The 25420-nt window shown below is 69.1% G+C and carries 20 protein-coding genes; 12 read left to right on the top strand and 8 right to left on the bottom strand.

Translation table 11 applies throughout. The annotated features are described in order from the left end of the window. Positions 1–386: 386 nt before the first annotated feature. From VGN45_RS14490 to VGN45_RS14500, 3 genes are all read left to right on the top strand, one after another. Entirely contained in the window at positions 387–1754 is a 1368-nt protein-coding gene (locus tag VGN45_RS14490; RefSeq protein ID WP_327463730.1) for a class II 3-deoxy-7-phosphoheptulonate synthase, read from the top strand. Between the two features lies 1 nt (position 1755). Then, positions 1756–2340 carry a prephenate dehydratase domain-containing protein gene (locus tag VGN45_RS14495; protein WP_327463732.1) on the top strand — a complete coding sequence of 195 codons (585 nt, stop codon included), beginning with the start codon at positions 1756–1758 and terminating at the stop codon, positions 2338–2340. Between the two features lie 213 nt (positions 2341–2553). Continuing rightward, on the top strand, positions 2554–3294 hold the full coding sequence (locus VGN45_RS14500; RefSeq protein ID WP_327463734.1) for a chorismate mutase: 741 nt from the start codon (positions 2554–2556) through the stop codon (positions 3292–3294). Here the strand turns inward: VGN45_RS14500 and panC are convergent. Continuing rightward, a complete protein-coding gene (panC, locus tag VGN45_RS14505) occupies positions 3291–4154 on the bottom strand; it encodes a pantoate--beta-alanine ligase (RefSeq protein ID WP_327463736.1) in 864 nt (287 codons plus the stop codon). The genes VGN45_RS14500 and panC overlap by 4 nt on opposite strands. A gap of 74 nt (positions 4155–4228) precedes the next feature. Between panC and VGN45_RS14510 the strand changes: the two genes are divergently transcribed. The 3 genes from VGN45_RS14510 to VGN45_RS14520 are packed head-to-tail and all read left to right on the top strand — an operon-like array spanning position 4229 to position 6127. After that, positions 4229–4819, top strand: coding sequence for an SPOR domain-containing protein (locus tag VGN45_RS14510; RefSeq protein WP_327463738.1), 591 nt, complete (start codon positions 4229–4231; stop codon positions 4817–4819). A gap of 59 nt (positions 4820–4878) precedes the next feature. Continuing rightward, a complete protein-coding gene (locus tag VGN45_RS14515; protein WP_327463740.1) occupies positions 4879–5700 on the top strand; it encodes a division plane positioning ATPase MipZ in 822 nt (273 codons plus the stop codon). Between the two features lie 7 nt (positions 5701–5707). Continuing rightward, positions 5708–6127, top strand: a complete 420-nt coding sequence (locus VGN45_RS14520; RefSeq protein WP_327463742.1) for a molecular chaperone DnaJ — start codon at positions 5708–5710, stop codon at positions 6125–6127. Here VGN45_RS14520 and VGN45_RS14525 read toward each other — a convergent pair. Genes VGN45_RS14525 through VGN45_RS14535 form a run of 3 tightly spaced genes read right to left on the bottom strand, consistent with a single transcriptional unit; the run spans position 6124 to position 8209 of the window. Next, entirely contained in the window at positions 6124–6624 is a 501-nt protein-coding gene (locus VGN45_RS14525; RefSeq protein ID WP_327463744.1) for an FKBP-type peptidyl-prolyl cis-trans isomerase, read from the bottom strand. The genes VGN45_RS14520 and VGN45_RS14525 overlap by 4 nt on opposite strands. Beyond that, positions 6621–7847, bottom strand: coding sequence for an RNA polymerase sigma factor (locus tag VGN45_RS14530; protein ID WP_327463746.1), 1227 nt, complete (start codon positions 7845–7847; stop codon positions 6621–6623). The genes VGN45_RS14525 and VGN45_RS14530 overlap by 4 nt, the downstream gene beginning before the upstream one ends. Beyond that, entirely contained in the window at positions 7844–8209 is a 366-nt protein-coding gene (locus VGN45_RS14535) for a YciI family protein (protein WP_327463747.1), read from the bottom strand. Before VGN45_RS14535 ends, VGN45_RS14530 begins: the two co-directional genes overlap by 4 nt. Before the next feature lie 370 nt (positions 8210–8579). Here VGN45_RS14535 and rpoB point away from each other — a divergent pair, with 370 nt between their 5' ends. Both rpoB and rpoC read left to right on the top strand, forming a co-directional pair. After that, the gene (gene rpoB, locus VGN45_RS14540; RefSeq protein WP_327463748.1) at positions 8580–12695 is read left to right on the top strand and encodes a DNA-directed RNA polymerase subunit beta; all 4116 of its coding nucleotides are present in this window, start codon (positions 8580–8582) and stop codon (positions 12693–12695) included. 161 nt (positions 12696–12856) lie between these two features. Further along, entirely contained in the window at positions 12857–17053 is a 4197-nt protein-coding gene (rpoC, locus tag VGN45_RS14545) for a DNA-directed RNA polymerase subunit beta' (RefSeq protein WP_327463749.1), read from the top strand. 260 nt (positions 17054–17313) lie between these two features. On the opposite strand, the gene VGN45_RS14550 is transcribed toward rpoC, so the two are convergent. The 4 genes from VGN45_RS14550 to VGN45_RS14565 all read right to left on the bottom strand — a co-directional run bounded on the left by VGN45_RS14550 (position 17314) and on the right by VGN45_RS14565 (position 21712). Next, complete coding sequence (locus VGN45_RS14550) at positions 17314–18072, bottom strand: hypothetical protein (RefSeq protein ID WP_327463751.1); 759 nt, start codon at positions 18070–18072, stop codon at positions 17314–17316. A gap of 73 nt (positions 18073–18145) precedes the next feature. Then, complete coding sequence (locus VGN45_RS14555) at positions 18146–19444, bottom strand: ABC transporter permease (RefSeq protein ID WP_327463753.1); 1299 nt, start codon at positions 19442–19444, stop codon at positions 18146–18148. Beyond that, positions 19434–20114: an ABC transporter ATP-binding protein gene (locus VGN45_RS14560; RefSeq protein WP_327463755.1), complete on the bottom strand. Its 681-nt coding sequence runs from the start codon at positions 20112–20114 to the stop codon at positions 19434–19436. Before VGN45_RS14560 ends, VGN45_RS14555 begins: the two co-directional genes overlap by 11 nt. Next, positions 20111–21712, bottom strand: coding sequence for an efflux RND transporter periplasmic adaptor subunit (locus VGN45_RS14565; RefSeq protein WP_327463757.1), 1602 nt, complete (start codon positions 21710–21712; stop codon positions 20111–20113). Before VGN45_RS14565 ends, VGN45_RS14560 begins: the two co-directional genes overlap by 4 nt. A 343-nt stretch (positions 21713–22055) precedes the next feature. Here VGN45_RS14565 and rpsL point away from each other — a divergent pair, with 343 nt between their 5' ends. The 4 genes from rpsL to VGN45_RS14585 form a co-directional block, all read left to right on the top strand. Next, the gene (gene rpsL / locus VGN45_RS14570) at positions 22056–22427 is read left to right on the top strand and encodes a 30S ribosomal protein S12 (protein ID WP_125257493.1); all 372 of its coding nucleotides are present in this window, start codon (positions 22056–22058) and stop codon (positions 22425–22427) included. 39 nt (positions 22428–22466) lie between these two features. Beyond that, entirely contained in the window at positions 22467–22940 is a 474-nt protein-coding gene (gene rpsG / locus VGN45_RS14575; RefSeq protein ID WP_327463759.1) for a 30S ribosomal protein S7, read from the top strand. 135 nt (positions 22941–23075) lie between these two features. Further along, positions 23076–25157 (top strand): elongation factor G, encoded by a 2082-nt coding sequence (gene fusA / locus VGN45_RS14580; RefSeq protein WP_327463760.1) that lies wholly within the window; start codon positions 23076–23078, stop codon positions 25155–25157. Positions 25158–25213: 56 nt separating this feature from the next. Further along, a partial coding sequence (locus VGN45_RS14585; protein ID WP_327463170.1) for a GTP-binding protein occupies positions 25214–25420 on the top strand: 207 nt, incomplete at its 3' end.

Genomic DNA, 25420 nt, shown 5'->3' on the forward strand with positions numbered 1-25420 from the left:
CAGCTCCTGATCAGACGAGCCGCGCGGAGCGTCGTCGCGAAGCCGAAACGGTAAACTCAATCCTCATCCGGGCTCCGCGCCCGGCGCTCCGCCCGCCCTTCCCAACTCCGCGTGAAAAACGACGGAGCGAGACGGCAATTCCCTTCCCCCCTTTGCGGGCGAAGGTGGCTCGCGGAGCGAGACGGATGGGGGGTGAAACACCGGCGCTGACGCTCATCCCTGACACCGAGCTCGCCGTTGCCAGCCACCCCATCCGTCTCGCTCCGCGAGCCACCTTCCCCGGCGAGCGGGGAAGGAAGACGGATTGCACCCCACACCCCACACCCCACACCCCTTGCGTCGTCTCGTTCATTGTTCCGTCCCCGTCTCCACTCTATCTTGTCGCCATGAGCCGCTGGACCCCCGAGAGCTGGAGAAGCAAACCCGTCAGCCAGATGCCGACGGACTGGCCCGACGCGGCCGCCCTGTCGGCCGTCGAGCAGGAGCTGGCGGCCCTGCCGCCCCTGGTCTTCGCCGGGGAGGCGCGCCGCCTCCGCGAACGCCTGGCCCAGGTCGAGGCCGGTCAGGCCTTCCTGCTGCAGGGCGGCGACTGCGCTGAGAGCTTCAAGGAATTCTCGACCGACAACATCCGTGATGGTTTCCGCCTGATCCTGCAGATGGCCGTGGTCCTGACCTTCGCGGGCCGCAAGCCCGTGGTGAAGGTCGGGCGCATCGCCGGCCAGTTCGCCAAGCCGCGCTCCTCGCCCCTGGAGACGATCGGCGACGTCACCCTGCCCAGCTATCGCGGCGACATCGTCAACGGCATGGCCTTCACGCCGGACGAGCGCGTGCCGGACCCGCAAAGACTGCTGAAGGCCTATCACCAGTCGGCCTCGACCCTGAACCTGCTGCGCGCCTTCGCCGGCGGCGGCTATGCCGACCTCTACAACGTCCACCGCTGGACGCTGGGCTTCGCCGACCACGGCCCCGGCGCCCGCTATCGCGAACTGGCCGACAAGATCGCCGAGGCCTTGGCCTTCATGGAGGCGGTCGGCATCACGCCCCAGACGCACCCGGAGCTCAGCCAGGTCGAGATATTCACCAGCCACGAGGCCCTGCTGCTGAACCTCGAAAGCGCCCTGACGCGTCAGGACGCGGCCACCGGCGAATGGTTCGACACCTCCGCCCACATGCTCTGGATCGGCGAGCGCACCCGCCGGATCGACGGCGCCCACGTCGAGTTCGCCCGCGGCATCAAGAACCCCATCGGCCTGAAGTGCGGCCCGACGATGGAGCCGGACGACCTCCTTCCCCTGATCGAGGTGCTGAACCCTGACGACGTGCCGGGCCGCCTGACGCTGATCGGGCGCTTCGGCGCGGACAAGGTCGGCGACCGCCTGCCGAAGCTGATGCGGGCGGTGAAGGCTGCGGGCAAGCGCGTGGTCTGGTCGATCGATCCCATGCACGGCAACACGCTGAAGGCCGGCAACGGCTACAAGACCCGCCCCTTCGAACGCATCCTGTCGGAAGTGCGCACCTTCGTGGACGTGGCCGAGGCGGAAGGCGTGCACCCCGGCGGCGTCCATCTGGAGATGACGGGCCAGAACGTCACCGAATGTCTGGGCGGGGCACAGGCCCTGACCGAGGACGACCTGTCCAGCCGCTACCACACCCACTGCGACCCGCGCCTGAACGCCGACCAGGCGCTGGAGCTGGCCTTCCTGGTCGCCGAGCGGCTGAAATCCGGCCGCCGCGCCGACGCCGAGGCCGCCTGAGATGAGCGGGCAGGGGGGGATCGGCGGCGAGACGGAACGGGCGGGCCGCGTCGCCTATCAGGGCGCGCCCGGCGCCTTCAGCCATGAGGCCTGCGCAGCCTTGCGCCCGTGGGACGTGGCCGTCGGCTTCGACACCTTCCAGCAGGCGCTGGACGCGGTCGGCTCCGGCGACTGCGACTGCGCCCTGATCCCGGTCGAGAACGCCATCGTCGGCCGGGTCGAGCCCGCCGCCACCCTGGTGGAAGCGTCCGGCCTGCACCGCATCACCGAGGTCTGGCGCCCCATCCGCCTGGCCCTGATGGGCGTCGACGGGGCCCGCCTGTCCGATCTCAAGACGGTCGAAAGCCACCCCGTGGCGCTGGCCCAGTGCCAGCCCCAGATCGCGGCGCTGAAGCTGACCCAGGTCGAGGCCTTCGACACCGCCGGCGCCGCCCGCGCCGTCGCCGACGCCGAGGACCGCACCCGCGCCGCCCTGGCCCCGCCGCCGGCCGCGGAGATCTACGGCCTGACGATCCTGCGCAACGACATGCAGGAAATGGCCGAAAACCGCACCCGCTTCGTTCTCCTCTGCCGCGAGCCGGCTTGACGCCGCGCCTCGCATCGGGCCTCATCCCCGCATGACCGGCGCTTCCGCCATCGTCAGCACGACCGTCGCCCGCGCCTTCGCCGCGGCCGCGACCTTCTACGCCTACGGCTTTCGACGCGCCGGCTGAGGCGCGGGTCCGACCCGCACGTCTCGCCGGCGACCGCTTCTGACGAAGCGGCGAGGTACTCTCCCTCCTCATCGAAAGCCGACACCGTGACCCTTTCCCTCGCATCCCTCCGCCCTCACTCCGCCGACGAAATGACTCTCGGCGCGCTCCGCCACGAGATCGACCTGCTGGACGACCAGATGTTGGCCCTCTTCCAGCGCCGCCTGGCCCTCGCCGACCGCGTCGGCCGCGCCAAGGACGCCCCGTCGGGCCCCCACCTGCCGCTCCGCCCCGACCGCGAGGCCGCCGTCCTGGCCCGCATGACCGCCGGCGCCCGCCCCGACCGGGCCCGCGCCGTCGAGGGACTCTGGCGCGAGATCGTCGGCTGGGGACTGGCGCGCCAGACGGAAACCCAGGTCCGCGTCTGGGCCCCCGACGGCTCCGGCCGCGCCGTCGACGCCGCGCGCCGTCGCTTCGGCCAGGCCGCGACCCTGGTCGAAAGCCCCGACGCCGAGGCCGCCCTGGCCTTCGCCGCGGAGGGCAAGGGCGTCGCCGTGCTGGCGCTGAACGCCGACCACCCCTGGTGGCTGGGCCTGCGCTCCGACTGGTCGGACCTGCGCGTCTTCGACGGCTGCGGCCGCTCCGCTCCCCGTGCCCTCGCCGTCGGCCGCATCGACCCGGCGTCGCTGGCCGTCGGCCGGCGCGTCACGGTCTCCAGCGGCGGCGCCGACTTCGGCCCCGGCGCGGGCCGCTGGGGCCTGGCCACTCACCGCGGCTGGACCCTGTCCCTGGTCGACGCCGCCGTGCCGATGGAGCGGGTCGACGGCCTGGTCGGAACGGTGCCCTAGACCGGCAGGTTGTCGATCAGCCGGGTCGTGCCGATCCAGGCGGCGGCCAGCACGCGTGCCGGGCCTTCGACGACGCCTGAGCGGAACGGCGTCAGCGTCTCCGCATCACGGACGGCCACATAGTCGATCCGCTCGAAGCCGGCCTTCAGCACCGCCGAGTGGGCCTCGCGCTCGACGGCCGCCAGGGGCGTGCCCTCCCGTGCCCTGGCCGCCGCCTCGGCCAGCACGCCGTTCAGCCGGCGCGCGATCGCCAGCTGACCCTCGTCGAGGTAGGCGTTGCGGCTGGACAGGGCCAGGCCGTGCCCGTCCCGCGCCGTCGGCACGCCGACGATCTCGATCCGAAAGTCCAGGTCGCGGACCATGCGCCGGATCACGGCCAACTGCTGCCAGTCCTTCTCGCCGAAGACCGCCACGTCGGGCCGCACCTGGTTGAACAGCTTGGCCACCACCAGGGCGACGCCGCCGAACATCTGCGGCCTGAAAGCGCCTTCCAGCCCCTCCGCCGGTCCGCCGACGGAGATCGTCGTCGTGGCGCCCGCCGGATACATCTCCTCCACCGAGGGCGCATACATCAGGCGGCAGCCGGCGCCCGCCAGAAGCTCCGCATCCTTCGCCTCCTGCCGGGGATAGCGGCCCAGGTCCTCATGCGGCGCGAACTGGGTCGGGTTGACGAAGACGCTGGCCACCACCTGATCGGCGCGACGGACGGCTTCCCGCACAAGATCCAGATGTCCCTCGTGAAGAGCGCCCATGGTCGGCACGAAGGCGACGCTGCGCCCCTGCGCCCGCCATCCGTCGACCACCTCGCGCAGGGCGGCGACGGAGCGGACGGTCTGCAGCGGGGCGTCATCGACGATCATGGTTTCCGCGTTAACTCCGACGCTTAAGGCTGTTCGTGAACCGGGTTTCAAAGACCCGCGTTTAGGGTGGGCTTATGGTCCTGCGTTCCCTGATCCGTCCAGTCCTGGTCGCGCTCGCCGGCTCGACCCTCGCCGCCTGCGGCGCGGTGGAGGCCGACCCCGAACGATTTGAAAATCTGGCGCGCATGGTGTCGGACGTGCCGGTCTCGCTGGAGCGCCCGGGTGAGGCGACGTCGTCCGGCGCGACGGCTCTGCGGAAGCCTCAGCCGGTCCGCGTCGAGGTGTTGGATCCCCACGATCTTTGGGACGCCCGCGACGGCCTCGCTCCGGCCGTGGCGAAGGCCGCCGCACCGCTGGTGGCCGAAGCGGCGGTCGGCGAGGTCAAACGCCAGGCCGCCGAACTGCGCCCTGCCGTCCTGCCGACCCGTCGGGGCGGGACCCGTCTGATCCAACTCGGCGCCTTCTCCAGCCGCGAGGCCGCCGAGACGGCTTGGTCGAAGCTGCGTGGTGAGCGCGCCCTGTCCGGCCTGACGCCGCGCTTCGAGCCCGTAACCGTCGGCGACAAGGCCCTGGTCCGGCTCAAGGTCGCGGCCCCCGCCGACGCCGCCGCGTCGATCTGCGCCGCCGCCGGCGTCGACGGCCCGTGGTGCCGTCGCGGGGCTTGAAGTCGCCTCCAAATCCGGTCACTCCCGTCGCCTGAGTTTCGCGTTCGGGGGTTCGCGGCATGGCCGCCCATGTGATCGTCTTCGGCAATGAAAAGGGCGGGGCGGGCAAGTCCACCCTGGCCATCCACGTCGCCAGCGCCCTTCTGGACGCCGGCAAGCGGGTGGCGATCCTCGACCTGGACCTGCGCCAGCGCTCCTTCGCCCGCTTCTTCGAAAACAGGGCCGCCTGGGGTGCTGCGAACGGGGTCAGCCTGGCTTTGCCGATCGCGCCGGACATGGGCGACGGGGTGGCCCTGGCGCGGGCCGACGAGGCGATGCAGCTGGCGGCGTTCGAACGCGGGCTGGCCGAAGCCCGCGCCGCGGCCGACTTCATCTGCATCGACACCCCGGGGGGCGACACGCCCGTCAGCCGGGCCGCCCACGTCGCGGCCGATCAGATCGTCACCCCGATGAACGACAGCTTCGTCGACTTCGACATGCTGGGGCAGGTCGATCCCGTGACGCTGGAGGTCAAACGCCCCTCCATGTACGCCGAGACGGTCTGGGAGGCGCGCAAGCGTCGCGCGGTCGCCGGCGGCAAGCCGATCGACTGGATCGTCCTGTCGAACCGTCTGGCCGTCGCCGCCGCGCGCAACCGGCAGCGGCTGGATGAGCGCGTCGCCGCCCTGGCGCGCCGCGTCGGCTTCCGCGTCGGGCCGGGCCTGCGCGACCGGGTCATCTATCGGGAGCTGTTCCCCTTCGGCCTGACCGTCGCGGACCTGTCCCCCGAGGTGCGGCCCGTCGCCGTGTCGCTGGCCCACGTCGCGGCGCGGCAGGAGCTGCGCGGCCTCATGCAGGCCCTGGACCTGGGCGCCGAGACCGTGCCGCAAGAGGCGGCGTGACCCGGCCGTGACCCTGCTCGTCCTGGCCCTGGCGGCGATCGCGCTCTGGGCCCTGATCCGGCTGGGGCGTCAGACCGAGCGGGCCGGGCGCGGGCACTGGCGCGTCAGCGCGACGATCCTGGCCGCCGTCATGCTGGGCGGCGCCGCGCTGGCCGGCGTGCGAGGATCGTGGATCGCGGCGGCGGCTCTGGCCGTCGGAGGTTTCTGGCTGACCCTGGCTTCCCGCAAGCGGGATCTGCCCGCCCGCCCAGCGCAAATGGACGACGCGGAGGCAAGGTCGCTGCTGGGCGTGCCGGCCGGAGCGACGGCGGAACAGGTCAACGCCGCCTGGCGTCGCCTGATGGCGCGGGCGCACCCGGATCAAGGCGGCACCGAAGGTCTCGCAGCGCGATTGAACGCCGCCCGGGACAGACTTCTCCGGCGTTAGCCTGCGGGCTTCACTTCGAGAAGTTCGACCGTGAACCGCAAGGCCGAGTTCGGCGGGATCGCGCCGCCGACCCAGCGGTCGCCATAGGCCAGCGATCCGGGGATCAGGAACTCGAACGTCTCGCCCTCGCGCATCAGGCCGACGCCCTCGGTCCAGCCCTTGATGACGCGGTTCAGCGGAAACTCCGTCGGCTCGTTGCGCGAGTACGAACTGTCGAACTCCTGCCCGCCGGTGAAGACGCCCCGGTAGTGGACCTTCACCGTGTCCTCCGGCCGCGGCTGCGCGCCCGACGGATTGGCCCGGCCGACGCGCCGCCATTGCAGGCCGCTCTCGGTCACGTTCCATCCCGGCTGCGTCGCGTTGAAGGCCAGCCAGTCGGCCTGGTTGGCCTCCCATTCCGGCTGGGTCGGAGCGGGCAGGGGGGTGGCCGGCCCCGGCGCGGTGGCGCAGGCGGCGATCGTCAGGACGGCGGCGAGGGTGGCGAGCGTGCGGATCATGCGGCCACGCTAGCAGCGCGTCGTCGGTTCAGGAACAGGGCTTCGGCCCGGTTCGGCGACAGGGCTAGAGCCGCGTCGTAGTCGGCGACCGCTTCGGCATGACGGCCCAGCCGGGCGAACATGTCGGCGCGCGCCGCATGCCAGGGCAGCCAGCCGACCGCGCCGACTCCATCGAGCTCGGCCAGGGCGGCCGAAAGGCCCGATGCCTCCGCCAGGGCGACGGCGCGGTTGGTGCGGACGACCGGGTCGTTCCGGACAGCCAGCAAGGCGTCGTAAAGGCCAAGAATGTCGGCCCACGGCGTCACTCCGGATCGCCGTCGGGACGCATGCGCCGCATGGACGGCGGCTTGGATCGCGCGTGGACCCGGCGGTCGAGCGGCTCCTCGGGAGAAAGAGGCGGACGTCGCCAGCAGCCGCTCCCCCGCGTCGCACAGCGCGGCGTCCCAGTCCCGCACGTCCTGATCGCTCAGTGGAACCATGGCGCCTTCGGCGTCCAGACGCGCCCCGCGCCGTGCCTCGGCCAGATGGAGCGACGCCGCCAAGGCAAGCACCTCGGGCTCCTCCGGCATCAGCCGGGCGAGCAGGGTCGCGAGCGAAAGCATCTCCCGCGCGAAGTCCGCGTGCGGCCCGGCCAGCGCCGCGTCGGCGTGCGCCTGGGCATAGGCGACTTCCAGCGTGGAAAGGACGGCGTCCAGCCGCTCGCCCCAGCGCTCAGGGCCGGGCACCTCGAACGGCACGCCGGCCTCGGCGATCTTGCGCTTGGCCCGCACCAGCCGCTGCGCCAGCGTCGGCTCGGGCAGCAGATAGGCCTGGGCGAGTTCAGTCGTGGTCAGGCCGCAGACGGTCTTCAGCGTCAACGCCGCCCGCGCTTCCGGCGCGATGGCCGGGTGGCAGCAGACGAAGATCAGCTTCAGCCGTTCGTCGGGAATGGGCTGGTCCAGCCGCATGACGTGATCCTCGGGCGTCGGCTCGGGCTCGGCCTCCTCGGGGCGATGGGCGCCGGCGGTCGCCCTGCGCCGCAGACGGTCCAGCGCGACCCGCCGTGCGACTGAGTACAGCCAGGCGGAGGGATCGGCCGGCGGGCGGTCGATCCAGGCGGAAGCCGCCCGAGCGCAGGCCTCGGCGAAGGCCTCCTCGGCCAGGTCCAGGTCGCGGAAGCCGGCGGCCAGGGCCGAGACGACCCGGCCGCCCGCCTCCCGAAAGGCCCGGTCGAGTGCGCTCAAAGGCCCTCGGGCGCCGGAAGCAGCGGCCGGATCTCGATGGAGCCGTTCTTGGCGATCGGCAGCTTCTTGGCCCACGCGATCGCGGCGTCCAGATCGTCGACCTCGATCATGTAGAGGCCGCCCAGCTGCTCGCGGGTCTCGGCGAACGGGCCGTCGTGGACGGTGCGGCCCTCGGGCGTGACGCGGACGGTGGTGGCGAGCGATGCGGACTTAAGCCCGGCGCCGCCGCGCATGACCCCGGCCTGAGCCATCTCGCCGCCGAAGGCGCCATGGGCGATCAGGATGTTCTGCCAGGCCTGACCGGCCTCGCCGTCCGGATAGGCCTCGGTTTCGTTCTCATGGATCAGAAGGGCGTACTGCATGGTCTCATCTCCCCGTCGCGGATCGGCCTGTCCGATCCTGAACGACATCGAGGAGACGCGCCAGCGACCGCCGGTTCGACAGGCCGCCCGACTTTTTTTCGGGAGGCCTTCATTTCGTCCGAAAAGCGAGTATATCAGCGCCTCCCGCAATCTCTTCAGCAGAGTCCGCGCGAAAGCGCCGAGGCCCGGTTCGTCGCCCTCAGACCGGTGCGAAGGCGCGCTCCTCCCCAAGGGAGCCTCACATTTCAGGCGTCCAGGCCGAAAGGTCGAGGGTGGGCGCCGAAACACCGAAGTCCCGGGCCGCCGTTCGGCGGGCCGGGGCCGCCGCATTGAAAAGGGGCCTGCCCGGGCCTCTCATTGGGAAGACAGAATGGCCAAGTCCATCGACGGTCTCGCGCTCGCCGCCCAGATCGCCACCGCCACCTCGTTCACCGGCAAGAAGCGCATCCGCCACTCGTTCGGGAAGATCCCCGAGGCGGTGCAGATGCCGAACCTCATCGAGGTGCAGCGCGCCTCCTACGAGCAGTTCCTGCAGCGCGAGGGCCGTCCGGGCCAGCGCACGGACGAGGGCATCGAGGCGGTCTTCAAGTCGGTCTTCCCGATCAAGGACTTCAACGAGCGCGCCGTCCTGGAATACGTCTCCTACGAGTTCGAGGAGCCCAAGTACGACGTCGAGGAATGCATCCAGCGCGACATGACCTATGCCGCGCCGCTGAAGGTCAAGCTGCGCCTGATCGTGTTCGAGGCTGACGAGGAAACCGGCGCGCGCTCGGTCAAGGACATCAAGGAGCAGGACGTCTACATGGGCGACATCCCGCTCATGACGGACAAGGGCACCTTCATCGTCAACGGGACCGAGCGGGTGATCGTGTCCCAGATGCACCGCTCGCCGGGCGTCTTCTTCGACCACGACAAGGGCAAGACGCACTCGTCGGGCAAGCTGCTGTTCGCCGCGCGGGTGATCCCGTACCGCGGCAGCTGGCTCGATTTCGAGTTCGACGCCAAGGACATCGTCTACGTCCGCATCGACCGCCGTCGCAAGCTGCCGGCCTCGACCTTCCTGATGGCCCTGGGCATGGACGGCGAGGAGATCCTGAAGACCTTCTACGAGACCGTTCCGTACGAGAAGCGCGGCGAGGGCTGGGTCACGCCGTACAAGGCCGAGCGCTGGCGCGGAGTGAAGCCGGAGTTCGACCTGGTCGACGCCGACACCGGCGAGGTCATCGCGCCGGCCGGCACGAAGATCAGCGCGCGCCAGGCCAAGAAGCTGGGCGACACGACGAAGTCTCTGTCGCTGGCCGCCGACGCCCTGCTGACCAAGTATCTGGCCGCCGACGCCGTCAACATGGAAACCGGCGAGATCTACGCCGAGGCCGGCGACGAGCTGGACCAGGCCACGATCGAACTGCTGGAGTCGCATGGCTTCACGACCATCGACGTGCTGGACATCGACCACGTCACGGTCGGCGCCTACATGCGCAACACCCTGCGCATCGACAAGAACACCGGCCGTGAGGACGCCCTGTTCGACGTTTACCGCGTCATGCGTCCCGGCGAGCCGCCGACGCCGGAAGCGGCCGAGGCCATGTTCCAGTCGCTGTTCTTCGACAGCGAGCGCTACGACCTGTCGGCCGTCGGCAGGGTCAAGATGAACATGCGCCTGGAGACGCCGGAGGTCGGCGACGACATCCGCGTGCTGCGCAAGGACGACGTGCTCAAGGTTCTGCAGATCCTGGTCGGACTGAAGGACGGCCTGGGTGAGATCGACGACATCGACAACCTGGGCAACCGTCGCGTCCGCTCGGTCGGCGAGCTTCTGGAGAACCAGTACCGCGTCGGCCTGCTGCGGATGGAGCGCGCGATCAAGGAGCGCATGTCCTCTGTCGACATCGACACGGTCATGCCGCACGACCTGATCAACGCCAAGCCGGCGGCTGCGGCGGTGCGTGAGTTCTTCGGCAGCTCGCAGCTGTCGCAGTTCATGGACCAGACCAACCCGCTGTCGGAGATCACCCACAAGCGCCGCCTGTCGGCCCTGGGGCCGGGCGGTCTGACCCGTGAACGGGCCGGCTTCGAGGTGCGCGACGTGCACCCGACCCACTACGGCCGCATCTGCCCGATCGAGACGCCGGAAGGCCCGAACATCGGCCTGATCAACTCGCTGGCCACCCACGCCCGGGTGAACAAGTACGGCTTCATCGAGAGCCCGTACCGCCGCGTGAAGGACGGCAAGGCCACCGACGACGTGGTCTACATCTCGGCCATGGAAGAGGCGAAGCACGTCATCGCCCAGGCCAACATCGCGCTGAAGGACGGCGAGATCGTCGACGACCTGGTCCCCGGCCGGGTGAACGGGGACTCCCAGCTGCTGTCCAAAGCCGACGTCGACATGATGGACGTGTCGCCCAAGCAGGTGGTGTCGGTGGCCGCGGCCCTGATCCCCTTCCTTGAGAACGACGACGCCAACCGGGCGCTGATGGGCGCCAACATGCAGAAGCAGGCCGTGCCGCTGGTCCAGTCGGACGCGCCGCTGGTCGGCACCGGCATGGAGACGGTGGTCGCCCGCGACTCCGGCGCCGTGGTCGTGGCCCGCCGCGACGGCGTGGTCGAGCAGATCGACGGAACCCGCATCGTCGTGCGCGCGACCGGCGAGGTGGACGCCGCCCGTTCGGGCGTCGACATCTATCGCCTGTCGAAGTTCCAGCGTTCCAACCAGTCGACCTGCATCAACCAGCGCCCGATCGTGCGCGTGGGCGACGAGGTGAAGGCCGGCGACGTCATCGCCGACGGCCCGTCGACGGACCTCGGCGAACTGGCCCTGGGCCGGAACGCCCTGGTCGCCTTCATGCCCTGGAACGGCTACAACTTCGAAGATTCGATCCTGATTTCCGAGCGCATCGTGCGCGACGACGTCTTCACCTCGATCCACATCGAGGAGTTCGAGGTCATGGCCCGCGACACCAAGCTGGGGCCGGAAGAGATCACCCGCGACATCCCGAACGTCGGCGAGGAGGCTCTGCGCAACCTCGACGAGGCCGGCATCGTGGCGATCGGCGCCGAGGTCCAGCCGGGCGACATTCTGTGCGGCAAGGTCACGCCCAAGGGCGAAAGCCCGATGACCCCGGAAGAGAAGCTGCTGCGCGCCATCTTCGGCGAGAAGGCGTCCGACGTGCGCGACACCTCGCTGCGCCTGCCGCCGGGCGTGGCCGGCACGATCGTCGACGTGCGCGTGTTCAACCGCCACGGCGTGGACAAGGACGAGCGCGCCGTCGCCATCGAGCGCTCGGAGATCGAGCGTCTGGGCAAGGACCGCGACGACGAACTGGCGATCCTGGAGCGCAACGTCTACGGCCGTCTGAAGCCGCTGGTCCTGGGCAAGACCGCCACCTCGGGCCCCAAGGGCCTGGGCCGCGGCACGGTCACCGAGGAGAAGCTGGGCGAGCTGTCGCGCGGCCTGTGGTGGCAGATCGCCCTGGACGACGAAAAGGCGATGGGCGAGCTGGAGGCGATGAAGCGCCAGTTCGAGGACGCCCGCAAGGCGCTGGACCGTCGCTTCGAGGACAAGGTCGAGAAGCTGCAGCGCGGCGACGAACTGCCCCCCGGCGTCATGAAGATGGTCAAGGTCTTCGTGGCCGTGAAGCGCAAGCTGCAGCCGGGCGACAAGATGGCCGGACGTCACGGCAACAAGGGCGTCATCTCCAAGATCCTGCCCATCGAGGACATGCCGTATCTCGAGGACGGCACCTCGGTCGATCTGGTGCTGAACCCGCTGGGCGTGCCCTCGCGCATGAACATCGGTCAGATCTTCGAGACCCACCTGGGCTGGGCCGCGGCGGGTCTCGGCAAGCAGATCTCCGGACTGCTGGAGGACTGGCAGAACGGCGGACAGAAAAAGGCGCTGATCGCGCGGCTGACCGAAATCTACGGCAAGGACACCCCCCTGCCGGAAGACGAGGCCGAGCTGGTCGAACTGGCCCGCAATCTGTCGAAGGGCGTGCCCTTCGCCACGCCGGTGTTCGACGGCGCCCACATCAACGACATCGAGCGCCTGCTGGAAGAGGCCGGTCTGGACAAGTCGGGTCAGTCGATCCTGTACGACGGCCAGACGGGCGAGCGCTTCAAGCGTCCGGTCACCGTCGGCTACATCTACATGCTGAAGCTGCACCACCTGGTGGACGACAAGATCCACGCCCGCTCGATCGGCCCGTACTCGCTGGTCACCCAGCAGCCGCTGGGCGGCAAGGCGCAGTTCGGCGGCCAGCGCTTCGGCGAGATGGAGGTGTGGGCTCTGGAAGCCTACGGCGCCGCCTACACCCTGCAGGAGATGCTGACGGTGAAGTCGGACGACGTGGCCGGCCGAACCAAGGTCTACGAGGCCATCGTCCGCGGCGACGACAGCTTCGAGGCCGGCATTCCCGAGAGCTTCAACGTGCTCATCAAGGAAATGCGCTCGCTGGGCCTGAACGTGGAGCTGGAGAACAGCTGAGCTGAGGTTCTAGGGATCAGGTTCCAGGTTCTAGGGCGGGTTGATCGAGCGGAAACGCTCTCGACCCCACCGACGCTCCCGGACCTGACTCCCTAGAACCTGGCCCCTGGAACCCAGCCCCTGAACCAATTCGCGGCAGACGCCGCAGCAAGGAACTCAAGATGAACCAGGACGTCCTGAACATCTTCAACCCGGTCCCGGTCGCTCCGACCTTCGACCAGATCAAGATCGCGCTGGCCTCGCCGGAAAAGATCCGCTCGTGGTCGTTCGGCGAGATCAAGAAGCCCGAGACCATCAACTACCGCACGTTCAAGCCCGAGCGTGACGGCCTGTTCTGCGCCCGCATCTTCGGTCCGACCAAGGACTACGAGTGCCTGTGCGGCAAGTACAAGCGGATGAAATACAAGGGCATCATCTGCGAGAAGTGCGGCGTGGAGGTCACCCTGGCCCGCGTCCGCCGTGAGCGGATGGGTCACATCGAGCTGGCCTCGCCCGTCGCCCACATCTGGTTTCTGAAGTCCCTGCCGTCGCGCATCTCGCTGATGCTGGACATGGCGCTGAAGGACGTGGAGCGCGTGCTCTACTTCGAGAACTACATCGTCACCGAGCCGGGCCTGACCCCGCTGAAGCAGAACCAGCTGCTGACCGAGGACGAGTTCTACCGCTATCAGGAGGAGTTCGGGGACGACGGCTTCACCGCCGAGATCGGCGCCGAGGCCGTGCGCAACCTGCTGATGGGCATCGACCTGCACGCCGAGGCCGAGAAGCACCGCGGCGAACTGGCCGACAACCCGTCGGAGATGAAGGCCAAGAAGGCCTCCAAGCGCCTGAAGCTGATCGAGGCCTTCCTGGAAAGCGGCAACAAGCCGGAATGGATGGTCCTGACCATCGTGCCGGTCATCCCGCCGGAACTGCGCCCGCTGGTGCCGCTGGACGGCGGCCGCTTCGCGACGTCGGACCTGAACGACCTGTATCGTCGGGTCATCAACCGGAACAACCGTCTGAAGCGCCTGATGGAGCTGCGGGCGCCGGACATCATCATCCGCAACGAGAAGCGGATGCTGCAGGAATCGGTCGACGCCCTGTTCGACAACGGCCGTCGCGGCCGGGTGATCACGGGCGCCAACAAACGCCCCCTCAAGTCGCTGGCCGACATGCTGAAGGGCAAGCAGGGCCGCTTTCGTCAGAACCTGCTGGGCAAGCGCGTCGACTACTCGGGCCGTTCGGTCATCGTGGTCGGCCCGGAGCTGAAGCTGCACGAGTGCGGCCTGCCCAAGAAGATGGCGCTGGAGCTGTTCAAGCCGTTCATCTACGCGCGCCTGGACGCCAAGGGCCTGTCGGGCACCGTCAAGCAGTCCAAGCGCATGGTGGAGCGTGAGCAGCCCCAGGTCTGGGACATCCTCGAGGAAGTCATCCGCGAGCACCCGGTCCTGCTGAACCGCGCGCCGACCCTGCACCGTCTGGGCATCCAGGCGTTCGAGCCCAAGCTGATCGAGGGCAAGGCCATCCAGCTGCACCCGCTGGTCTGCGCCGCCTTCAACGCCGACTTCGACGGCGACCAGATGGCCGTGCACGTCCCGCTGAGCCTCGAGGCCCAGCTGGAAGCGCGCGTCCTGATGATGTCGACCAACAACATCCTGTCGCCCGCGAACGGCAAGCCGATCATCGTGCCGTCTCAGGACATCGTGCTCGGCCTCTACTACCTGTCTCTGGTCAAGGACGGGGAGCCGGGCGAGGGCAAGCTGTTCGCCAACATCGGCGAGATCGACGCCGCGCTGGACGCCGGCGTGGTGACCCTGCACACCCGCATCAAGGCCCGCTGGACCGAGATGGACGCCGCCGGAGAGCTGGTCACCAAGGTGATCGACACGACCCCGGGCCGGATGAAGCTGGCGCACCTGCTGCCGAAGAACCCGAACGTCGGCTATCGCCTGCTGGACAAGAACCTGACCAAGAAGGAGATCGGCAACCTGATCGATCAGGTCTATCGTCACTGCGGTCAGAAGGCGACGGTCATCTTCGCCGACCAGATGATGGGCCTGGGCTTCCGCGAGGCCGCCAAGGCGGGGATCTCGTTCGGCAAGGACGACATCGTCATTCCGGCCAAGAAGGTCGAGTTCGTCGCCGAGACCCGCACCCAGGTCGAGGAATACGAGCAGCAGTACGCCGACGGCCTGATCACCAAGGGCGAGAAGTACAACAAGGTCGTCGACGCCTGGGCCAAGGCCACGGACCGGATCGCCGACGCCATGATGGGCGAGATCGCCCAGCCGCGCGTCCTGCACGAAGGCGAGCGGCCGGACGTCAACTCGGTCTACATGATGGCCCACTCCGGCGCCCGCGGCTCGCAGGCGCAGATGAAGCAGCTGGGCGGCATGCGCGGCCTGATGGCCAAGCCGTCGGGCGAGATCATCGAGACGCCGATCGTGTCGAACTTCAAGGAAGGCCTGACCGTGCTGGAGTACTTCAACTCCACCCACGGCGCCCGCAAGGGTCTGGCCGACACTGCCCTGAAGACCGCCAACTCGGGCTATCTGACCCGTCGTCTGGTGGACGTGGCGCAGGATTCCATCGTCACCGAGGAGGACTGCGGCTCGACGCGCGGCATCACCCTGCGCGCCGTGGTCGAGGGCGGCGACGTCCTGGTCTCGCTGGGCCAGCGCGTGCTGGGCCGTTACGCGGCCGAGGACATCAAGGAGCCCGGCGCCGACACCGTCCTGTTCCCCGCGGACACCTATCTGCAGGAAGAGGAGATCGAGGTTCTGGAGCAGGCGGGCGTTCAGTCGGTCAAGGTCCGTTCGGCTCTGACCTGCGAGGCGGACGCCGGCATCTGCGGCATGTGCTACGGCCGTGACCTGGCGCGCGGCACCAACGTCAACATCGGCGAAGCGGTCGGCGTCATCGCCGCCCAGTCGATCGGCGAGCCGGGCACCCAGCTGACGATGCGGACCTTCCACATCGGCGGCACGGCCCAGGTGGCGGAGACCTCGTTCTTCGAGGCGACCAACGCCGGCACGGCAAAGATCGTCGGCCCGACCGTCAAGGCGGCGCACGGCGACTTGGTGGCCATGAGCCGCAACGTCGTCGTCACCATCGTCGTCGACGGCAAGGACCGCGAGAGCCACAAGATCCCTTACGGCGCCCGCATTCGGGTCAAGGACGGGGCCGAGGTCGGCAAGGGCCAGCGTCTGGCGGAGTGGGATCCCTACACCACCCCGATCCTGACCGAGGTCGGCGGCACGATCCGGTTCGAGGACCTGGTGGACGGCCTTTCCGTCCGCGAGGAGACCGACGAGGCGACCGGCATCGCCAACCGCGTGGTCGCCGATTGGCGGGCCAGCCCGCGCGGCTCGGATCTGCGTCCGGCCATGGGCGTCACCACCGGCGACGCCTACGCCAAGCTGGCCTCGGGCGGCGACGCCCGGTACCTGCTGCCCGTCGGCGCCGTTCTGTCGGTGGCCAACGGCGACGTGGTCAAGCCGGGCGAGATCATCGCCCGCGTGCCGACCGAGGGCGCCAAGACCCGCGACATCACCGGCGGTCTGCCGCGGGTGGCGGAGCTGTTCGAGGCCCGTCGTCCCAAGGACTGCGCGGTCATCGCCGAGATGGACGGTCGCGTCGAATTCGGCCGCGACTACAAGAACAAGCGCCGGATCAAGATCACTCCGGAAGTCAACGCCGACGGGGTCCAGGGCGAGCCGGTCGAGTTCCTGATCCCCAAGGGCAAGCACATCTCGGTGCAGGACGGCGACCTGATTCAGAAGGGCGACTACATCATCGACGGCAACCCGGATCCGCACGATCTGCTGCGCATCCAGGGCGTCGAGGCCCTGGCCGAGTACCTCGTCAACGAGGTGCAGGAGGTCTATCGACTGCAGGGCGTGCCGATCAACGACAAGCACATCGAGGTGATCGTCCGCCAGATGCTGCAGAAGGTCGAAGTCCTGGATTCGGGTGAGACCACCCTGATCAAGGGCGACACCGTCGAGGTCGCCGAGGCCGTGCTGGAGAACCAGAAGGTCGAGAAGCGCGGCGGCCGTCCGGCCACCACGCAGCCGGTCCTGCTGGGCATCACCAAGGCGTCGCTGCAGACCCGCAGCTTCATCTCGGCGGCGTCGTTCCAGGAGACCACCCGCGTCCTCACCGACGCCTCGGTCAACGGCAAGATCGACACCCTGGAAGGCCTCAAGGAGAACGTCATCGTGGGCCGCCTGATCCCGGCAGGCACGGGCGCCTATCTGCGCAGCCTGCAGAAGATCGCCAACGAGCGCGACGCGGTCCTGACCGACGCGCGCGAGGCGGCCGTCGAGGCCTTGCCGGCCGACCTGGCTGCGGAGCTGGAGACGACCGAGGGCTGATACCCTGGGTCCGCATGAAGCGGAAAAGGGCGGTCCCGACGGGCCGCCCTTTTTCGTGGCGAGGGGCACTTGTCATCCCGGACGGCGCGAAAGCGCCGAGCCGGGAGACGGGCGCCTGGACTTCAGGCGTCGAGCGTGCGCGAGCCGTCGCCCGGCTCGGCCTGGCGGCCGTCCGGGCGGTCAATACTTCAGGATGTGTTGGTCCCGGCTCTCCGCCTCTTCGCGGCTGCGGCCGGGATGACAAGGATCGCTGGCGCCCATCAGCGCGCGTAGCCGCCCTGCGCCCCCTTCATCACGTCGTTGTTGTCGCGCCGCCAGCCCGGATCCAGGTGACGTCCCGGGCAGCCCGTGCCGAAGTTCGAGCCGGGGCAGTCGCCGTGTTCGCCCAGGCCGGTGCCCCCGGCCAGGGGACGGCGGCGGCCTTCATAGGCCTCCATCTCCCGCCGGCCCTCGGCGGCGAAGCGGGCGTCGCGTTCGGCGTTTCCGCTGCCCTCGATCGGCGGCGCGACGCCCGCGACGCGGTTGAAGGCCTCGTCGCACTGGGCCTGTTCTCCGGCGGAGAGGCGTCCGTTCATGGCGTCGCAGCCGATCATGCTGCCGCGCAAGGATCGACCGACCTGACGGCGTGTGGGCGCTGTCGGGACGCGCCAGGCGTCGTCGATGCCTTGCTCCGCCGCCGTAGGCGCCCCGGGCGCGGCAGAGGGCGCGCGGGGGGAAGGAGGGGAGGGCGCGTCGTCTTCTTCCTCCGGCCGGCGCGGGCCGACCGTCGCGGACGTCTGGGGGCGAGCCTCGGCGTCGGCGGGATCGGGCGCGGCATAGGATCGCTCTCGCGGCCGTTCGTCGCGCAGCATGGGCCGCGGCTCTATATCCAGCAGGATCGTCGGCCGATCCAGCCTCTGGGGCACGTCCATCTGGATGGCGCGCAGACCGAGCACGCCCAGGACCAGGGCGTGCAGGGCGACCGATCCCGCGAGGATCGTCGGCGTCCGCCACCTGGTCGCTGATCCGCCCGCCGCCATCCGCCCCCCGCTCGACCGCCGTTCGGGCAGGACACGGGCCGATGGTGGCGAAGTTGCGGCTCCTTGGTGGCGGCTATTCGCGCCGCAAGGCCTCGATGGGGTCCAGCTGAGCCGCGCGCCAGGCCGGATAGGCGCCGAACACCACGCCGACGAAGCTGGAGAAGCCGATCGCCAGCGGCGCCGCCCAGGCCGGGATCACCGACGGCCAGTCTCCCAGCGTGGACATCAACAGCGCGCCCCCTATGCCTATGCCCAGGCCGATGAGGCCGCCGAGCAGCGACAGCGCCACGGACTCCAGCGCGAACTGGGTCAGGACGTCGGACCGTTTCGCGCCGATGGCCATCCGCAGTCCGATCTCGCGCGTCCGCTCGGTCACCGACACCAGCATGATGTTCATGATGCCGACGCCGCCGACGACCAGAGACACGCCTGCGACCGCCGCCAGCAGGATGGTGAAGGTCTGGGTCGAGCTCTGGGCCGCTTCCTGCACCGAGGTCAGGTTCTGGACGTTGAAGTCGTCCTCCTGGCCGGGTTGGATCCGATGCCGCTGGCGCAGCAGCTCGGCCACGTCCTGCTCCAGCTGGAACAGGGCGTCCTCGTCCACGGCCTTCACATAGACCTGGTTGACGCTGTCGCCCCGGGCGCCCGGCCCGCGGCCGATCACCCGGCTGCGCGCGGCGTCCAGCGGGATGACGACGATGTCGTCCTGGTCCTGAAAGCCCGACTGCCCCTTGGGCGCCAGGACGCCGATCACCTGGAAGGGAATGGGGCCCACGCGGATGCGCTGGCCGACCGGATCAACGCCCTCGCCGAACAGCTCGTTGACCACGGTCTGGCCCAGGACGGCGACCTTCCGCCCGCTTTCGGCGGCGGCCTGGTCGAACATCTGGCCGGACGCGATCTCCAGATCGCGCGCGATCAGGTAGTCGGGCGTCACGCCCTCGATCCGGCTGGACCAGTTGGCGCCCTCATAGACCAGCTGGGCGCCGCCGTTGATGGCGGGGGACACCGCGGCGATCCCGTCCAAGGCCCGCATGGCCTCGGCGTCGTCCACCGTCAGGCTGGAGCCCGAACCGCCGCCGCCGCGCACGAAGCCTCCCCCGCCGCCGGTCCGCGCCGCGCCGGGGCGAACCACCAGCATGTTGGTGCCCAGGCTGGACAGCGCCTGTTCGACCCGCTGCTGCGCGCCCACGCCGATCGAGGTCATCATGATCACCGCCGCGACGCCGATGACGACGCCCAGCGACGTCAGCGCCGACCGCATCGGATGCGCCGCGATGGCGCCCACGGCGAAGCGGACCAGTTCCATTGAACTCATGCCGCCGGTGGAGAAATGCAGGGTCTGGCCCCGCGTCGAGGCCTTATCCAGCATGGCGATCGTCCGAAACTATGCGACCGTCGCGGAAGGCGATGCACCGCCGCGCCCGCGCCGCCACCTCCTGGTCGTGGGTGACGATGCAGAGCGTCAGGCCCTGGGCGTTCAACTCGCCGAACAGGGTCAGCACCTCCTGGCCCGTCGCGGTGTCCAGCGCCCCGGTCGGCTCGTCGGCCAGCAGGAGGTCCGGCGCATTGGCCAGGGCGCGGGCGATGGCCACGCGCTGCTGCTGACCGCCGGACATCTGGGTCGGCCTGTTGTTCAGCCGGTGTTCCAGGCCGACGCGGGTCAGCAGTTCCACGGCGCGTTCCCGCCTGGTCGCCGGATCCACGCCGGCGTAGATCAGGGGAAGTTCGACGTTCTGCATCGCCGTCAGCCTCGGCAAAAGCTGGAACGACTGGAACACGAAGCCGATGCGGCGGTTGCGGAACCCCGCCAGCTGGTCGTCGTCGAAATCCTCCACCGGCTCGGACTCGAAGCGGTAGAGACCGCTGGTGGGGCGATCCAGGCCGCCCAACACGTTCATCAGCGTCGACTTGCCCGAGCCCGACGGGCCGACGATCGCCACGTGCTCGCCCCGGTCGATGCGCAGCGAGACGCCGCTCAGCGCCGAGATGACCTCGTCGCCCATGACGTAGGTCTTGGTCAGGCGCTCGATCTCGATCATCGCGGACCGCCGCCGCCGCCAAAGCCGCCGCCGGCCATGCGCTGGGCCTGCTGCTGGGCGCGGGCGTCGGTGCGGCGCGGGCCGCCGCCGGTGATGACCTGATCGCCTTCCTTCAGCTCGCCGCCCAGGATTTCGGTGTAGCTGCCGTCGGTGGCGCCGGTGCGGACCGAGACCTGCACTGGCTCGCCGTTCCTCAGCACCCAGACGGTGCCGCGACCGCCGCCGCCGGCGAAACGCAGGCGCAGGCTTTCCAGCTTCACCTGCTGGTCGGGCCGCAACAGGGGCTTGATCTCGTCGAAGGCGGCGTTGAAGGCCGCCGCCGCCGCCGGGTTCATGCCGCGCTGACGCCGCCCGCCCCCTTGACCGCCGCCGCCCACGCCGCGCGCCGCGCGCGCCTGCTGCTGCGCCCGCTCCAGAATGGGCTGAACCCGCGCACGCTGGGCGGCGTCGAGGTCCAGCTCCTCCAGCAACGCCGCCGCCATGTTGCCGCGACCCGGCGCGCCGCCGGCGCGACGCTGCTGCTGGCCGCCCGCCGCGGGGCCGAACGGCGAGCCGCCGCCCCCGGCACGCGCCTGACTGTCCGCCTCGACGTCCGCCGGCGTGAACCGCAGCGCCGAGTTCGGCACCCGCAACACGTTCCGCTTCTGCTCCAGGATGATGTCGGCGTTGGCCGTCATGCCGGGCAGCAGGCGCTCGCCCGGATTGTCGGCCTCGACCACGACCGTATAGGCGACGACGTTGGACTCCGACGTCGGCAGGACGCGGATCTGCGTCACCTGACCCGTGAAGTTGTCCTCCGAGAACGCGTCGACGGTGAAGCGCACGGGCTGGCCGACGCGGACCTGACCGATGTCTGCCTCATCGACGTTCACCAGGGCCTGCACCCGCCCCAGGTCCTGGGCCAGGGTGAACAGCACCGCCACGTTCAGGCCCGAAGCCACCGTCTGGCCGGGCTCGATCTGGCGGTCGATGACGATGCCGTCGATCGGCGCGGTGATGGTGGTGCGGCCCAGATTGGCCTGGTTCGACCGCAGCGCCGCCTGGGCCTGACGCACCTGGGCCTGAGCGCTTGTCACGTTGGCGCGCGCGGTGCGCAGCGAGGCCTGGGCCGTGTCCAGCGCGGCCTGGGCGATGATCTGGCGGTCGAACAGATACTTCTGCCGGTCGTACTCGGCCTGGGCCAGGGCGACCTGGGCCTGGGCCTGCGTCACGCCCGCCTGGGCCGAGGCGATCTGGGCCTGCGACTGCTCCACGGCGCTGCGCTGGTTCTGGGGGTCCAGCACGGCCATGACCTGACCGCGGCGGACGCGGTCGTTGTAGTCGACCATCACTTGCGTCACCTGGCCCGAGATCTGCGAGCCGACCTCGACGGTCACCAGCGCCTCCAGCGTGCCCGACGCCGACACGGACCGGGTGATCTCGCCGCGCCGCAGCGCCTCGGTGCGGTAAGGTTCCGCGTCCGCGCCGCCCCGCAGGAAGAAGAACCAGATCGCCAGCGCCGCCAGCAGCACCGCGCCGATCCCGATCAGCACGCCGCGGCGGGGGCGGCGGAAGCGGGGCTTCGTCGGTTTGGCGGCGGCGGGCGGGCTGGCGGTCATGGGCGTCTTCGTTTCTATGGTCGCGAACTGTCAAACTCCAACGCACGAGCCGGGGATTCTCCGTCGCATCTGTGTGTTCCGCCGCGCCCTTGACCCCGCGCCCCCCCGCGCGTAGAAGCCGCGCACCTTCGAGAGGGCGTCCGCGTCCGCTCCGATCGTGACAATTCACTCTACGGGCTGTGCCCGCCGGAACGTCCTCAGCGCGCGTTCCGGCTTTTGCGTTTGTCGTGACGGCTCGAAATCACCCCGGGGCGGACCGTCAGGTCCGTCCGAAAAGAAGGCAGCGAGGCGCCCCGGCCGAAAGGCACACGCCTCCATCGATTGAGAAGAGAGACGAGTTCGAATGCCCACGATCAACCAGCTGATGCGCAAGCCCCGCCAGCCGAAAGTCGCCCGCAACAAGGTGCCGGCCCTGAAGGGCTGCCCCCAGCGCCGCGGCGTCTGCACCCGCGTCTACACGACGACGCCGAAGAAGCCGAACTCGGCCCTGCGTAAGGTCGCCAAGGTGCGCCTGACCTCGGGCATCGAGGCGGTGTGCTACATCCCCGGCGAAGGCCACAACCTGCAGGAACACTCGGTGGTCCTGATCCGCGGCGGCCGCGTGAAGGACCTTCCGGGCGTCCGCTACCACATCCTGCGCGGCGTGCTGGACACGCAAGGCGTCAAGGACCGCAAGCAGCGCCGTTCGCACTACGGCGCCAAGCGTCCGAAGTAATCCGCCCTGCGCGCTCTACAGATTTAAGAGGATCATTCCATGTCCCGTCGTCACCGCGCCCAGAAGCGTGAAGTCCTGCCGGACCCCAAGTTCGGCGATCTGATCGTCACCAAGTTCATGAATTACGTCATGTACGAGGGTAAGAAGGCCGTCGCCGAGAACATCGTCTACGGCGCCTTCGACATCCTGGCCGACAAGAAGAAGGACCAGGAGCCGGTCGCCACCTTCCACACCGCGCTCGACAACGTCGCTCCGTCGGTCGAAGTCCGCTCGCGTCGCGTCGGCGGGGCCACCTATCAGGTGCCGGTCGAGGTCCGTCCGGACCGTCGTCGCGCCCTGGCCATCCGCTGGCTGGTCAACGCCGCCCGCAAGCGCGGCGAGAACACCATGACGGAAAAGCTGGCAGCCGAGTTGCTGGACGCCGCCAACAACCGCGGCACCGCCGTCAAGAAGCGCGAAGACACCCACAAGATGGCCGAAGCCAACCGGGCCTTCTCGCACTACCGCTGGTAAGAGCCTTCGCCCGCAGGGGCTCGCCGCACTGGCGGGCCTCGCGGGATTGGGCTAGACCGCCCGCGCTCCGACCAGACCCCATTCCAAGGGCCGCGCACTTCGCCGGCCCGCATCGACCGCAAGGCACGCTCCCCAATGCCCCGCACGCATAAAATCGAAGACTACCGCAACTTCGGCATCATGGCCCACATCGACGCGGGCAAGACGACGACGACCGAGCGGATCCTGTATTACACCGGCAAGTCCCACAAGATCGGCGAGGTCCACGACGGCGCCGCCACCATGGACTGGATGGACCAGGAGCAGGAACGCGGCATCACCATCACCTCGGCCGCCACGACCGCCTTCTGGCGCGAGAAGCGCCTGAACATCATCGACACCCCCGGCCACGTGGACTTCACCATCGAGGTCGAACGTTCACTGCGCGTGCTGGACGGCGCCGTGACCGTGCTGGACGGCAATGCCGGCGTCGAGCCCCAGACCGAGACCGTCTGGCGTCAGGCCGACAAGTACCGCGTGCCGCGCATCGTCTTCGTCAACAAGATGGACAAGATCGGCGCCGACTTCGACAAATCGGTGGAATCGATCCGCGACCGTCTGGGCGCCAAGGCCGTGCCGATCCAGCTGCCGATCGGGTCGGAATCCAACCTGTCGGGCCTGGTCGACCTGGTCCGCATGACCGGCGTGGTCTGGGACAACGACGGCCTGGGCGCTTCCTACACGGACGTGCCGATCCCGGCCGACATGGTCGAGAAGGCCAATGAGGCGCGCCAGTACCTGATCGACAACGCCGTCGAGCTCGACGACGAGGCCATGGAAGCCTACCTCGAAGGCAATGAGCCGTCGGAAGAGACCATCAAGACGTGCATCCGCAAGGCCGTGCTGACCGGCGCCTTCTATCCGATCCTGTGCGGCTCGGCTTTCAAGAACAAGGGCGTGCAGACGCTGCTGGACGCCGTCGTCGACTACCTGCCGTCGCCGATCGACATCCCGCCGACCCAGGGCATCGATTACAAGACCGAGGAGCCCGTCACCCGCAAGGCGTCGGACGAAGAGCCCCTGTCGGTCCTGGCGTTCAAGATCATGGACGATCCCTTCGTCGGCTCGCTGACCTTCTGCCGCCTGTACTCGGGCAAGATGGAAACGGGCATGGGCCTCTTGAACTCGACCCGTGACAGGAAAGAGCGCGTCGGCCGCATGCTGCTGATGCACTCCAACAACCGCGAGGACATCAAGGAGGCCTACGCCGGCGACATCGTCGCCCTGGCCGGCTTGAAGGACACCCGCACCGGCGACACCCTGTGCGACCCGATCAAGTCGCCGGTCATCCTGGAGCGCATGGAGTTCCCCGCGCCGGTCATCGAGATCGCCGTGGAGCCCAAGTCCAAGGCCGACCAGGAGAAGCTGGGCGTCGCCCTGGCCAAGCTGGCTTCGGAAGACCCGTCCTTCACCGTCTCGACCGACCATGAGTCGGGCCAGACCATCCTGAAGGGCATGGGCGAGCTGCACCTGGACATCAAGATCGACATCCTGAAGCGCACCTACAAGGTCGAGGCCAACATCGGCGCGCCGCAGGTGGCCTATCGTGAGAGCCTCGGGAAGAAGGCCGAGATCGACTACACCCACAAGAAGCAGACCGGCGGCACGGGCCAGTTCGCCCGCATCAAGCTGGTGTTCGAGCCGGGCGAGCCGGGGTCGGGCTTCGTCTTCGAATCCGCCATCGTCGGCGGCGCCGTGCCCAAGGAATACATTCCGGGCGTGCAGAAGGGTCTGGAGTCGGCCAAGGACAACGGCCTCTTGGCCGGCTTCCCGCTGATCGACTTCAAGGCGACCCTGATCGACGGCGCCTTCCACGACGTCGACTCCTCGGTGCTGGCGTTCGAAATCGCCTCGCGCGCCGCCTTCAAGGAGTTGCGCACGCAGGGCGCGCCGAAGCTGCTGGAGCCGATCATGGCCGTCGAGGTCGTGACCCCGGAAGAGTATCTGGGCTCGGTCATCGGCGACCTGAACGGCCGTCGCGGCATGATCCAGGGTCAGGACATGCGCGGCAACGCCACCGTCGTGAACGCCTTCGTGCCGCTGGCCAACATGTTCGGCTATGTGAACACCCTTCGCGGGATGTCGCAGGGCCGCGCCCAGTTCACCATGCAGTACGACCACTACGACCCGGTGCCGCAACACGTCGCCGACGAAGTGATCAAGAAGCACTCCGCCTAACCGAAAACCCCCAAACCAGACAGGAACCCCGGTTCGGGGACTGAGGAGCTAAGAGAATGGCCAAGGAAAAGTTCGAACGCACGAAGCCGCACTGCAACATCGGCACGATTGGTCACGTTGACCACGGCAAGACGACGCTGACGGCGGCGATCACGATGACGCTGGCGAAGTCCGGCGGGGCGACGGCGAAGAAGTACGAGGACATCGACGCGGCGCCGGAGGAGAAGGCGCGCGGCATCACGATCAACACGGCGCACGTGGAA

The organism is Brevundimonas sp. (assembly GCF_035999125.1).
In the GTDB taxonomy this organism is placed as follows: domain Bacteria; phylum Pseudomonadota; class Alphaproteobacteria; order Caulobacterales; family Caulobacteraceae; genus Brevundimonas.